The sequence below is a fragment of the Streptomyces sp. GL_148 genome (assembly GCF_057834205.1).
Genome location: NZ_CM174396.1, coordinates 2671970 through 2684508, shown reverse-complemented (window position 1 = coordinate 2684508; position 12539 = coordinate 2671970). Strand labels below are relative to the sequence as shown.

The 12539-nt window shown below is 70.2% G+C and carries 13 protein-coding genes; 10 read left to right on the top strand and 3 right to left on the bottom strand.

Features of this window, described 5'->3' with window-relative positions; genetic code table 11:
* Positions 1 to 294: 294 nt before the first annotated feature.
* The 6 genes from AC3IYI_RS12405 to AC3IYI_RS12380 all read left to right on the top strand — a co-directional run bounded on the left by AC3IYI_RS12405 (position 295) and on the right by AC3IYI_RS12380 (position 4866).
* Positions 295 to 720, top strand: a complete 426-nt coding sequence (locus AC3IYI_RS12405; protein ID WP_214957128.1) for a DUF3052 domain-containing protein — start codon at positions 295 to 297, stop codon at positions 718 to 720.
* A 184-nt stretch (positions 721 to 904) separates the two neighbouring features.
* Positions 905 to 1363, top strand: a complete 459-nt coding sequence (locus AC3IYI_RS12400) for a peroxiredoxin (RefSeq protein ID WP_243329422.1) — start codon at positions 905 to 907, stop codon at positions 1361 to 1363.
* 158 nt (positions 1364 to 1521) lie between these two features.
* On the top strand, positions 1522 to 2097 hold the full coding sequence (locus tag AC3IYI_RS12395; protein ID WP_489410222.1) for a TerD family protein: 576 nt from the start codon (positions 1522 to 1524) through the stop codon (positions 2095 to 2097).
* A 178-nt stretch (positions 2098 to 2275) separates the two neighbouring features.
* Positions 2276 to 2851 carry a TerD family protein gene (locus AC3IYI_RS12390; protein ID WP_489410221.1) on the top strand — a complete coding sequence of 192 codons (576 nt, stop codon included), beginning with the start codon at positions 2276 to 2278 and terminating at the stop codon, positions 2849 to 2851.
* 25 nt (positions 2852 to 2876) lie between these two features.
* The gene (locus tag AC3IYI_RS12385) at positions 2877 to 3989 is read left to right on the top strand and encodes a DUF475 domain-containing protein (RefSeq protein WP_489411514.1); all 1113 of its coding nucleotides are present in this window, start codon (positions 2877 to 2879) and stop codon (positions 3987 to 3989) included.
* A gap of 136 nt (positions 3990 to 4125) precedes the next feature.
* The gene (locus AC3IYI_RS12380) at positions 4126 to 4866 is read left to right on the top strand and encodes a TerD family protein (RefSeq protein WP_250745558.1); all 741 of its coding nucleotides are present in this window, start codon (positions 4126 to 4128) and stop codon (positions 4864 to 4866) included.
* Positions 4867 to 4909: 43 nt separating this feature from the next.
* Here the strand turns inward: AC3IYI_RS12380 and AC3IYI_RS12375 are convergent, their stop codons facing one another.
* Positions 4910 to 5686, bottom strand: coding sequence for a TerD family protein (locus AC3IYI_RS12375; protein ID WP_489411513.1), 777 nt, complete (start codon positions 5684 to 5686; stop codon positions 4910 to 4912).
* 193 nt (positions 5687 to 5879) lie between these two features.
* On the opposite strand from AC3IYI_RS12375, the gene AC3IYI_RS12370 reads away from it, so the two are divergent.
* Genes AC3IYI_RS12370 through AC3IYI_RS12355 form a run of 4 tightly spaced genes read left to right on the top strand, consistent with a single transcriptional unit; the run spans position 5880 to position 11293 of the window.
* Complete coding sequence (locus AC3IYI_RS12370; RefSeq protein WP_489410220.1) at positions 5880 to 7046, top strand: HpcH/HpaI aldolase/citrate lyase family protein; 1167 nt, start codon at positions 5880 to 5882, stop codon at positions 7044 to 7046.
* An 8-nt stretch (positions 7047 to 7054) separates the two neighbouring features.
* Positions 7055 to 9787 carry a phosphoribosyltransferase gene (locus AC3IYI_RS12365; protein ID WP_489410219.1) on the top strand — a complete coding sequence of 911 codons (2733 nt, stop codon included), beginning with the start codon at positions 7055 to 7057 and terminating at the stop codon, positions 9785 to 9787.
* Positions 9784 to 10614, top strand: a complete 831-nt coding sequence (locus AC3IYI_RS12360; RefSeq protein ID WP_489410218.1) for an HAD family hydrolase — start codon at positions 9784 to 9786, stop codon at positions 10612 to 10614. Before AC3IYI_RS12365 ends, AC3IYI_RS12360 begins: the two co-directional genes overlap by 4 nt.
* A 19-nt stretch (positions 10615 to 10633) precedes the next feature.
* Entirely contained in the window at positions 10634 to 11293 is a 660-nt protein-coding gene (locus AC3IYI_RS12355) for an O-methyltransferase (RefSeq protein WP_489410217.1), read from the top strand.
* Positions 11294 to 11308: 15 nt separating this feature from the next.
* On the opposite strand, the gene AC3IYI_RS12350 is transcribed toward AC3IYI_RS12355, so the two are convergent.
* Both AC3IYI_RS12350 and AC3IYI_RS12345 read right to left on the bottom strand, forming a co-directional pair.
* On the bottom strand, positions 11309 to 11521 hold the full coding sequence (locus AC3IYI_RS12350) for an FmdB family zinc ribbon protein (protein ID WP_489410216.1): 213 nt from the start codon (positions 11519 to 11521) through the stop codon (positions 11309 to 11311).
* 246 nt (positions 11522 to 11767) lie between these two features.
* Positions 11768 to 12304 carry a DUF4383 domain-containing protein gene (locus tag AC3IYI_RS12345; protein ID WP_489411512.1) on the bottom strand — a complete coding sequence of 179 codons (537 nt, stop codon included), beginning with the start codon at positions 12302 to 12304 and terminating at the stop codon, positions 11768 to 11770.
* Between the last annotated feature and the right edge of the window lie 235 nt (positions 12305 to 12539).

Sequence of the window (12539 nt, the reverse complement as noted above, 5' to 3'; positions counted from 1 at the left end):
AAACCGCAACCTTACGCCCAAGTCGATCACCCCCTTCGCAAGGTCGTTCGTCCCTCAAACAGGTGCGAAAGTCCCGAGGCCGTGCCGAATGAGGTGGAATGGTGTGGGATGAATCACCAGGGGTACATCCGGAAGGGCTGAAAGTTGCGGCGAGACGGCCGCAATCGTCACCGTTTCGACGGTCTCGGCGGCCGGGTACTTGCGCGATCCGCCGCGCCCGTGTGGACTACGCCCAATGCTGCGCGTACGCGCGCCGCCGAAGAACATTCACCGAACATGAGCAGGAGGCACCCCGTGAGCGCGACCGCGGACCACGCGGAGAACCTGGCCGCCAGGCTGGGTTTCCAGTCCGAACAGGTGGTCCAGGAGATCGGCTACGACGACGACGTCGATCAGGAATTCCGTGATGCCGTAGAGGGTCACGTCACCGAACTCGTCGATGAGGACTACGACGATGTCGCAGACGCGGTTCTGCTGTGGTTCCGGGAGGACGACGGCGACCTGACGGACGCCCTGGTCGATGCGACCGAGCTGGTCGAGGACGGCGCACTGATCCTGCTGGTGACTCCCAAGACCGGCAAGGACGGTTTCGTCGAGGCCAGTGACATCAGCGAGGCCGCCGAGACCGCCGGCCTCTCGCTGGCCAAGGGTCTCCCCGTCGGCAAGGAGTGGACCGCCACCAAGCTGGCGACTCCGAAGACGGCCAAGTCCAAGCGCTGAGCCGCGCCCCGCAGCCATGCGGACACACGCACCCCGTTCGCCGGATGCTTCCCGGTGGGCGGGGTGCGTGCGTTGCGCGGCGGGCCGACCGGGGCCGGACGCGCGGAGGACCCACGAGCGGACCCATAAGCTGGGATCACCCGAACAGCCCAACGCAGGGATGCGGGACGAAGGGATGCGACAGATGGCGATCGAGGTCGGCAGCAAGGCCCCGGACTTCGAGCTCAAGGACAACCACGGCAGGGTCGTGCGGCTCTCCGACTTCCGGGGGGAGAAGGCCGTCGTGCTGCTCTTCTACCCCTTCGCCTTCACCGGTGTCTGCACCGGCGAGCTCTGCGAGCTGCGCGACCAGCTGCCGCGCTTCCAGAACGACGACGTGCAGCTCCTCGCGGTCTCCAACGACTCCGTACCGACCCTGCGCGTCTTCGCCGAGCAGGAGGGGCTGGAGTACCCGCTGCTGTCGGACTTCTGGCCGCACGGGGAGGCCTCCCGCGCCTACGGGGTCTTCGACGAGGAGAAGGGCTGCGCGGTGCGCGGCACCTTCGTCATCGACCGGGACGGCATCGTGCGCTGGACCGTCGTCAACGGGCTGCCCGACGCGCGTGACCTGAACGAGTACATCAAGGCTCTCGACAGCCTCTGAGCCGGCCGATCCGGCCACCGCGTCCGTGCCGCAGGCTCGTGGCACGTTCGCGTCGAATAAGCCCGTACAGGCGGGAACCCGTCACTAGGATCGAAACGTTGATCCGGTAGCAACCGCACGACGGGGCCCCGCCCCACACAAAACCTTATGGAGGACCCGTGGGAGTCAGCCTCAGCAAGGGCGGCAACGTCTCGCTGTCCAAGGCCGCGCCGAACCTGACCGCGGTCATCGTCGGTCTGGGCTGGGACGCTCGCACCACCACCGGCGTCGACTTCGACCTCGACGCCAGCGCGATCCTGGCCAACGAGCAGGGCAAGGTCACCGGCGACGCGAACTTCGTCTTCTTCAACAACCTGAAGAGCCCCGACGGCTCGGTCGAGCACACCGGTGACAACACCACCGGTGAGGGCGAGGGCGACGACGAGGCGATCAAGGTCAACCTCGCCGGCGTGCCCGCCGACGTGGCCAAGATCGTCTTCCCGGTCTCGATCTACGAGGCCGAGAGCCGCCAGCAGAGCTTCGGCCAGGTCCGCAACGCGTACATCCGCGTCGTGAACCAGGCCGACAACACCGAGCTCGCCCGCTACGACCTGTCGGAGGACGCCTCGACCGAGACCGCCATGGTCTTCGGCGAGCTCTACCGCAACGGCGCCGAGTGGAAGTTCCGCGCCATCGGCCAGGGCTACGCCTCGGGCCTGCGCGGCATCGCGCAGGACTTCGGCGTCAACGTCTGAGCCTGCTCGACCAGAGCAGTCGTTCCATCCGTCCGGCGCCGTGCACTCGTGTGTACGGCGCCGGACCGGCTTTACGGCCCCACCGGGCCCGCACGGCCGCACCGCCGCAGGGCCATACCGCCGCAGGGCTACACGCCGTACCGCCACATCGCCACCGTCGTCCGGGGAGGACCACAACATGGGCGTCACACTCGCCAAGGGGGGCAATGTCTCCCTCTCCAAAGCCGCACCGAACCTCACCCGGGTTCTGATCGGCCTCGGATGGGACGCGCGCTCGACCACGGGCGCCGACTTCGACCTCGACGCCAGCGCACTGCTGTGCAGCAACGCCCGGGTGCTCGGGGACGAGTACTTCGTCTTCTACAACAACCTGACGAGCCCCGAGGGCTCTGTCGAACACACGGGTGACAACCTCACCGGCGAGGGTGACGGCGACGACGAGTCGATCATCGTCGACCTCAGCAAGGTCCCGGCCGGCGTGGACAAGATCGTCTTCCCCGTCTCGATCCACGAGGCCGAGGCCCGCCGGCAGAGCTTCGGCCAGGTCAGCAACGCCTTCATCCGCGTGGTGAACGAGGCGGACGGTCAGGAACTGGCCCGCTACGACCTCTCCGAGGACGCCTCCAGCGAGACCGCGATGATCTTCGGCGAGGTCTACCGGTACGGGGGCGAATGGAAGTTCCGTGCGGTGGGGCAGGGGTACGCGTCGGGGCTCCGCGGCATCGCTCTAGACTTCGGGGTCAACGTTTCGTAAAGCCGTACAACACGATGGGATGCCAGTGGTTCTGAAAACCTTCGGCTGGTCGTTCGCAGTCACTGCGCTCGGACTGGTCGCAGCGGTGCTCTACGGGGGGTGGGAGGCCTTCGGGATCGTTGCGATCCTGTCCATCCTGGAGATCTCGCTGTCCTTCGACAATGCGGTGGTCAACGCCGGAATCCTGAAGAAGATGAATGCCTTCTGGCAGAAGATCTTCCTCACGGTCGGTGTCCTCATCGCCGTGTTCGGCATGCGCCTGGTCTTCCCGATCGTGATCGTCGCGATCAGCGCCAAGATCGGGCCGATCGAGGCCGTCGAACTCGCGGTGCGCGACCAGGACATGTACAAGCAGCTCGTGACGGACGCCCACCCGTCCATCGCCGCCTTCGGTGGCATGTTCCTGCTGATGATCTTCCTCGACTTCATCTTCGAGGACCGCGACATCAAGTGGCTCGCCTGGCTGGAACGCCCGCTCGCCAAGCTCGGCAAGATCGACATGCTGTCGGCGTGCATCGCGCTGATCGTCCTGGTCATCACCTCGATGACCTTCGCCGTTCATGCCCACCAGTCCACCGGCCACGAGGACAAGGCGCAGACGGTCCTCATCTCCGGCATTCTCGGTCTGATCACTTACATGATCGTCGGTGGCCTCTCCGGCTACTTCGAGAACAAGCTGGAGGAAGAGGAGGAGCAGGAACACGAGGCCGAGGAAGCGGCGAAGAAGAGCGGCAAGCCCGTCTCCGCCGTCGCCATGGCCGGCAAGGCCGCGTTCTTCATGTTCCTCTACCTCGAAGTCCTCGACGCCTCCTTCTCCTTCGACGGGGTCATCGGCGCCTTCGCCATCACCAGCGACATCGTGATCATGGCCCTCGGCCTCGGTATCGGTGCCATGTACGTCCGGTCGCTGACGGTCTACCTGGTCCGCCAGGGCACCCTCGACGACTACGTCTACCTGGAGCACGGCGCGCACTACGCCATCGGCGCGCTCGCCGTCATCCTGCTCGTCACGATCCAGCACGAGATCAACGAGGTCGTCACCGGCCTGGTCGGCGTCGTGCTGATCGGATGGTCCTTCTGGTCCTCGGTGCGCCGCAACAAGCGCCTGGAGCTGGAGGGTTCCACCGCCGACGCATGATCGCGGCGGTAATGCGGAACGCTCAAGTGCGGGGCGGTCCGGAAGGTCTACGGGCCTTCTGGACCGCCCCGTCCGCATGTCAGCCGGCGTGTCGGCAGGGGACCGGGCGCGCCAAGGAACCAGGGGGGTTGTGGGGATGGGATTCTTCGACGGCATCAGGGGCAGCCGCGGCACGCAGTTCCAGTCGGGCAGTGCCTCGTCGAACGCGATCGAGCTGACCAAACGCCATCCGACGGTATCGCTCACCAAACAGGGGGCGGTGCACGGAAATCTGCGCGTGAACCTCTCCTGGCGGATGCGGACCTCGGACATAGGCGGCCGCAGTGCCGGCCAGAGCGGGCAGCTCTTCCGGCATCCGTTCAAACTGTTCAAGCCGGACATGGTGCAGGCGCACACCCAGGGCATGGTCAATGTCGACCTCGACATCGGCTGCCTCTACGAGCTGACCGACGGCACCCGGGGCGTCGTCCAGCCGCTGGGGAACCTGCACGGGGACATCAACAGTCCGCCGTACGTGAAGCTCAGCGGGGACGACCGGTTCGGGGCGCCCTCCGGCGAGACGATCTTCGTCAATCTCGACCACGCCGAGGAGATCAAGCGGCTGCTGGTCTTCGTGTACATCTACGACCAGACCCCGGCCTTCGACCGGACGCACGCCCTGGTCACCCTCTACCCGATCACCGGGCCGCGGATCGAGATCCCGCTGGAGGAGCGCCACCCGCACGCCCGCTCCTGCGCGGTCGTCTCCCTGGAGAACGTCAAGGGAGAGCTGATCGTGCGGCGCGAGGTCACCTTCGTGTACGGGTTCCAGGCCGAGCTGGACCGGCTGTACGGGTGGGGCCTCCAGTGGGGACGGGGCTACAAGACGAAGACCTGACGGGCCCGGCCGGGCCGGCCGGGTCGGCTTGACCCGGCCGCTGTCACCGGCGGATGAACTGCGGGCCCTGCGCCGGCAGCCGGAAGGCCGCGTCCGGGGCCGGCGCCGGGACCGGCGCCGGTGCCTGCGATACCGGCTGCGGGTAGCCGTAGGCGGGCTGGGAGACCGGCGGGGCCTGGGTGGGCGGCGCCGGGGTCGCGGGGGAGGCCGACGGGGCCTGCCCCTGCCCCTGCCCCTGCTCCTGTTCCTGGGCCTGCCCCTGGGCCTCGGGGGCGTTCTCGTCCACGGAGATCCCGTGGTCGGTGGCCAGGCCGACGAGCCCGTTTGAGTAGCCCTCGCCGAGGGCGCGGAACTTCCACGCGTCGGCCCGCCGGTACAGCTCCCCGCAGATCAGCGCCGTCTCGGCGCCCGTCTCCGGCCGCACGTCGAAGTAGGCCAGCGGTTCGGAGCCGCCGGTCGCGGTGGCGTCGTAGAGCAGGATCCGCAGGTCGCGGACCCGCTCGAAGGGGACGTCCTCGGCGGAGGCGACGACGAGGATCCGGTCCACGGCCGGGGTGACGGCCCTCAGGTCCGCCTGGACGGCGTCGGTGATCCCGTCGCCGAGCTGCTTCTTCCCGAGCCGCCAGACGGCTCCGGAGGGGTGCCGGGGCTGGTTGTAGAAGACGAAGTCCTCGTCCGAGCGCACGCGCCCGTCCGCCCCCACGAGCAGCGCGGAGGCGTCCACGTCGGGCACGTCGGGCCCCCCGGTCCAGCGCAGCACCGCGCGGACCGCCAAGGCGGTCACGGGGATGTTGGAGCCCTTCTGCATCGCGTGCGTCATGGCGGTCATCCTGCCCTCCCGGGCCGGAGCGGGACAATGCGGCCCCCCGTAGACCTTGTCCGGATCGCGAGACCTGGGCATGGTGCAAGAGGGTTACCTGGATTTCATGTGCTTGAGGAACTCTTGACTCACGTTCGTACGTACTATTACCGGCCATGCCAGATCGGCCGCCGAGCCTGTACGGGGGAAGCACATGCGTCACTTCGGGCACGTATCGCCCACTGTCCGCAAGGACCTCTTCCACCAGGAGCCGGCCGAGTTCACCGCCGCCTCCCCCTCCGCCACGCTCGCGGCCGCCCTGGGGGCCACGCTCTACAGCCCGGCCACCCGGCCCCAGCTCGCCCGTGACATCCGCAAGCAGGCCGGCCTCGGGGTCGTCTCCATGGTCCTCTGCCTGGAGGATTCCATCAGCGACGCCGACGTCGCGGGCGGCGAGGAGAACCTCGTCCGGCAGTTCGCCGCCCTCCACGAGGACCCGGCGGAGCTCCCGCTGCTCTTCATCCGCGTCCGGGAACCCGAGCAGATCCCCGACCTCGTGCACCGGCTCGGCGGCTCGGCGGCGCGGCTGGCCGGATTCGTGCTCCCCAAGTTCAGCGAGAACCGGGGCATCGCCTTCCTCGACGCCGTCGCCCAGGCGGAAGCCGCGAGCGGACAGCCCCGGCTGTACGCGATGCCCGTCCTGGAGACCCCCGAGCTGCTCCACCTGGAGACCCGGGTCGAGGCCCTCGCCGGGATCTCCCGCACGGTCAACAAGTACCGCGAGCGGGTCCTGGCGCTGCGCCTCGGGGTGACCGACTTCTGCTCCGCGTACGGGCTGCGGCGCACCCCCGACATGACCGCGTACGACGTCCAGATCGTCGCCGGGGTGATCGCCGACGTGGTCAACGTGCTCAGCCGCGCCGACGGCACCGGCTTCACCGTCACCGGGCCCGTCTGGGAGTACTTCCGCAGCCAGCAGCGCCTCTTCAAGCCGCAGCTGCGCCGCAGCCCCTTCCTGGAGGAGGGCGTCGAGGAGCTGCGCACCGCGCTGATCGAGCACGACCTGGACGGGCTGCTGCGCGAGATCGAGCTCGACCGGGCCAACGGGCTGCTGGGCAAGACCTGCATCCACCCCGCCCACGTCACCCCGGTCCACGCGCTCTCGGTGGTGTCGCACGAGGAGTTCAGCGATGCTCAAGACATCCTGCGCCCCGAGAGCGGAGGCGGCGGAGTGATGCGTTCCGCCTACACGAACAAGATGAACGAAGTGAAGCCCCACCGGGCCTGGGCCGAGCGCACCATGCTGCGCGCCGAGGTCTTCGGTGTGGCGAAGGAGGAGGTCGGCTTCGTCGATCTCCTCACGGCCGGGCTCCAGGTGTGAGCGGGCCGTTGACTGCGAAGAAGGGCAAGAAGATCGAAGCGGTGTGGTCGGGAACGTGGGTCGCGGACCGGCTGGGCGTGAGCCTGCAGGAGGGCGCGGGTGAGGGCCCGCGGCTGGACGAACTCCTCGGGCTGGCGCTGCGGCGCAACCCCAAGCGGGCGCACCTGCTGGTCTCGCGTGTGCTGGGCAAGCACGTCCCGCAGTCCCCGGCGGCCGTGTACGCCGCCGGGTACGGGCTCGGCGAGCGGGTCCGGGAGCTGCTGGGTGAGGAGGAGGCCGCCACGGCGGTCGTCCTGGGGTACGCGGAGACCGCGACCGGGCTGGGCCACTGCGTGGCCGACGGCCTGGGCAGCGCCCCGTACCTGCACTCCACCCGCCGCCCCGTGCCCGGCGTGGAGGCCGCAGGCGGCTTCGAGGAGGCCCACTCCCACGCCACCTCGCACCTGCTGCTGCCCGAGGACCCGAAGCTGCTGGCGGGCTCGGGCCCGCTGGTCCTCGTCGACGACGAGTTCTCCACCGGCAACACCGTCCTGAACACCATCGCCGACCTCCACGCCCGCCACCCGCGCGGCCACTACGTGGTCGTCGCCCTGGTCGACATGCGCTCCCCGGCCGACCGCGCCCGCCTGACGGCCTTCGCCGCCGAGCTGGGCGCCCGCGTGGACCTCATAGCCCTCGCCTCCGGCACGGTCTCCCTCCCGGAGGGCGTCCTGGAGAAGGGCCAGGCGCTGGTGGAGCAGTACGAGGCCAAGGCCGCCGCGATGGCTGCCGCGGCCTCTCCCGCCACCGCCGGCTCTCCCGCTGGTCCCGCCGCTGCCGCTTCCGTAGCCACTGCCGCGGTCGCGTCCGCGTCGGCTTCCGCCGCAGCCGCTCCCGCCGCCGCTGCCGGATCTCAGTCCGCGGCCGCCGAATCGCAGCCCGGGGGTGGGCAAAATCAGCCCCTGCCGGGGGTCCCCCCGGACGAAGTCTGGGGGAGTTTGAGCAGCGAGGTCCGGGGCGGCGCCCCGGCAGCCGGCGCGCAGGTGACCACCGTGGAACTGGGCTGGCCGGCCGGGATACCCGACGGCGGTCGCCACGGCTTCACCCCCGCGCACCGCGCAGCACTGGACGCGGCGCTGCCCGCCATGGCGGACCGGCTCAAGACCGCGCTCGGCGCGGTCCCCGCCAGGGTCCTCGTACTCGGCAACGAGGAGCTGATGTACGCCCCGCTGCGCCTCGCGCAGGCCCTGGAGGCGTCCGGCGCCGCGGCCGAGGTCCGCTTCTCCACCACCACCCGCTCGCCGGTGCTTGCCGTGGACGACCCCGGCTACGCGATCCGCACCCGCCTCGTCTTCCCCGCCCACGACGACCCGGCCGACGGCCCCGGAGACCGGTACGCGTACAACGTCGCCGGCACGGCAGGCACCGGCTTCGACGCCGTGGTCGCCGTCGTGGACTCGGCCGGGGACACCAAAGAGCTCCGTACCGGCCTGCTCGCGGCCCTCGCTCCGCACACCGGCCGGGTCGTGCTGGCGGTCATACCTTCGTACGTACCCGACCGGCAGGAGCCGATCATGACCGAGCCCCTGCGCGAACCCCTGCCTGAACCACTGCGCGACCCACTGCGCGACCCACTGCGCGGTCCCGCCTTCTCCTCCTACGCCGCCGAGGACGTCGGCTGGCTGCTCCAGGACCTCTCCGACGTGGAGCTGGAAGCCCCGACCGAGGAGCGCGAGGAGGCCATCCAGGCGGGCGGCGCGCACTACGCGGAATCGCTGCCGGTGGAGTTCCAGCCGTCCCCGGAGTACCAGCAGCTCTACCAGAGCGCGCTGACCGCCTCCGCCGCCCGGATGGCCCGCGCCGTCGGCACCGTCACCGAGACGGTCCTCGCCGAGCGCTCACAGTCCCCCGTCCTCGTCTCCCTGGCCCGCGCCGGCACCCCCGTCGGCGTGCTGATGCGGCGCTGGGCGCAGGCCCGCCACGGCCTGGACCTGCCGCACTACGCCGTCTCCATCGTGCGCGGCCGCGGCATCGACGCCAACGCGCTGCGCTGGCTGGCCGCCCACCACGATCCGGCCGACGTCGTCTTCGTCGACGGCTGGACCGGCAAGGGGGCGATCACCCGCGAACTGCGGGAGGCCCTGGGCGAGTTCGAGGGCTTCAACCCGGAGATCGTGGTCCTCGCCGACCCCGGCTCGTGCGTGGAGACGTACGGCACGCGCGAGGACTTCCTGATCCCCTCCGCCTGTCTCAATTCCACTGTTTCCGGACTGGTCTCGCGTACGGTGCTCAGGTCCGACCTGGTCGGACCCGCCGATTTCCACGGCGCGAAGTTCTACCGGGAGCTCGCCGGGGCGGATGTCTCCGTCGCGTTCGTCGACACCGTCTCCGCACACTTCGAGGAGGTGGCCGAGGCCGTGGACGCCGAGGTCAAGGAGCTCCTCGCCGCCGACCGCACGCCTACCTGGGTGGGCTGGCGGGCGGTGGAGCGGATCAGCGAGGAATACGGCATCCACGACGTGAACCTGGTGAAGCCCGGCGTCGGCGAGACCACGCGGGTGCTGCTGCGCCGGGTGCCGTGGAAGATCCTCGCGCAGCGCGGCGCCGGGGCCGACCTGGACCACGTACGTCTCCTCGCGGAGCAGCGGGGGGTGCCGGTGGAAGAGGTCGACGGCCTCCCCTACAGCTGCGTAGGACTCATCCATCCCCGATTCACGCGCGGCGCCACGGGCGCCGACGGAAAGGCTGTGGCCACCAAGTGACCGTTCTCGTAGCCAGTGACCTCGACCGTACGCTCATCTACTCGGCGGCCGCGCTCGGCCTGACCATGCCCGACCCGGTGGCCCCGCGGCTGCTGTGCGTGGAGGTGCACGAGAGCAAGCCGCTGTCGTACATGACGGAGACGGCGGCGGGGCTGCTGGCGGAGCTGTCCGCCGACCCGGACGCGGTGTTCGTGCCGACCACCACCCGGACCCGCAAGCAGTACCAGCGCATCCGCTTCCCCGGACGGCCGGCGAAGTACGCGATCTGCGCCAACGGCGGCCAGCTCCTGGTGGACGGCGTCCCGGACCGGGACTGGCGCCGCCAGGTCGCGGCGCGGCTCGCCGCGGAGTCCGTCCCGCTGGAGGAGATGCACGCGCACCTGATGTCCGTCACCGACCCGGCGTGGCTGCGCAAGGCGCGGGTGGCGGAGGACCTGTTCGCGTACCTGGTCGTGGAGCGGGCGCTGGTCCCCGTGGAGTGGATCAAGACGCTGACGGAATGGTCCGAGGCGCGCGGCTGGACGGTCTCGCTCCAGGGCCGGAAGATCTACGCCGTACCGCGGCCGCTGACCAAGAGCGCGGCCATGCACGAGGTGGCCCGGCGCGTGGGGGCCACGAGCACGCTGGCCGCCGGGGACTCGCTGCTGGACGCGGACCTGCTGCTCGCGGCGGACACGGCCTGGCGGCCGGGCCACGGGGAGCTGGCCGACGCCGGCTGGACGGCGCCGCACGTGACGGCGCTGGCCCAGGCGGGCGTGCTGGCCGGTGAGGAGATCGTGCGCGCGTTCACGCGCGAAGTGACGCGACTGGGCACACCGGCCGCCTGACCTTGGGCACACTGGGCCCATGACCAAGGGCAACAGCACCAAGATCACAGACGAGCTCTACCAGTACATGCTCGCGCACAACCCCCCGCTGGACGAGGTCCAGCGGGGGCTGGTGGCGACGACGTACGAGGTCTTCCCGGACTCGGCCGGAATGCAGTCGGCGGAGGAGCAGGGGCCGCTGCTGGCCTTCCTGGTCCGGCTGACCGGCGCGCGGCACATCGTGGAGATCGGCACCTTCACCGGCTTCTCCTCCCTGTCGATGGCCCAGGCCATGCCGGCGGACGGACGCCTCATCGCGTGCGACGTCTCGCAGGAGTGGACGGCGTACGCGCGCGAGGCCTGGGCCAAGGCCGGCGTCGCGGACCGCATCGACCTGCGGATCGCGCCCGCGCTGGAGACGCTGCGCGCGATGCCGGCGGAGCCGCACATCGACATGGTGTACATGGACGCGGACAAGCAGAGCCAGATCGCCTACTGGGAGGAGCTCGTACCGCGCCTGCGCCCGGGCGGTCTCCTCGTCACGGACAACACGCTGTACCACGGCATGGTGCTGGACCCGGCGGCGACCGGCGGGGCGGCGGGGGTCCAGGCCTACAACGACCACGTCGCGGCGGACCCCCGCATGGAGTCGGTGCTGCTGGCGATCTCCGACGGCATCACCCTCTCCCGCAGGCGCTAGGCCGTCTCTTTCGCCCTAGCCGCAGCCGCCCCCACCACAGCAGCCTCCGCCACCGCCCATGGGCGCGGCGGGGGCTGCGCTGCTCCCGCCGACGGCGACGGCGGAGAGCAGCTTGACGGTATCGGCGTGCCCGGCGGGGCAGTCGGCGGGCGCGGAGGACTCGGCCATGGGCCGGCTGACCTCGAAGGTGTCTTCGCAGGTCCGGCAGCGGAATTCGTAACGGGGCATGCGGACAGGCTACGCAGTTCGGACCCCGCACCGGAATCCCCGGGTACGGTGCGCGGCGCCGTCGCCGGGGGCCAGCCCCCCCCGGACCCCTGCTCCTCAAACGCCGGAGGGGCTGGTTTTTGGCCGACGTGGCCCGCACGCAAAACCGGACGCTGGTCGAATCCAGCCCCGCCGGCGTTTGAGGCGCGGGTCCGGGCAGCGCCCGGTCCGGGCAGCGCCCGGGGAACGGAGGCGCCGGCTACGTCCCTACGCCGGCCTGCCGGCGGGCCTCCCCCTCGTACGTGCCCGCTGCTCACGAGCCGCCTGCTCGGGGTGGCGGGCACGCCAGTACGGATTGTCGTGCGGCAGGGCGCTGCCCACCCGCCCGTACATCCCGAACCACATCAGCATCACGCCCACCACGAAGCTGAACAGCACGTTGGGGATGTGGAAGGCCAGGAAGTTCATCTGCGTGTCGAGCAGGGCGAGATTCACGAACCCGCTCGCGATGAACAGCACACCCAGCACGATGTTGAGCGTCGAGGCGAAACTGCCGCCGATGACCATCCCGACGAACAGCAGCAGCCCGATGCAGATCGACAGGACGCTCAGCGCGCCGTTGGTGTTCAGCGCGAGCACCGTGTCCCCGCCGGTGTCGAAGAAACCGATCCGGTCGATGAGCCCCAGGATCCCGAAGGCCACCAGCAGCAGTCCGGTCAGGCCGGCGCCCACCCGGTAGACCTTGCTGAGCCGGTGATCGCTGGGCAGGTGCTCGTCGAGGCGCGCGTTGACGGGACGCATCATGCGATGCAGGATCCCGGGGGAGTTCCGGGGCGGTGCTGCCGTCGCGTACGGCTCGTGGGCCACGTAGGGCGCGTAGTTCTCGTGCGGCTCGTGGCACCCGTAGAGCGCGTGGGGCGCGTACGACTCCTGCGGTGCGGGTGAAGCGTGGGCGGCCATGGCGCCCTCCTCTGCTCCGTTCCTGGCCCCTCCAGCATCCGCCGATGCCTCCACCCGGACAAGTCCGGTCCGCGGGCGC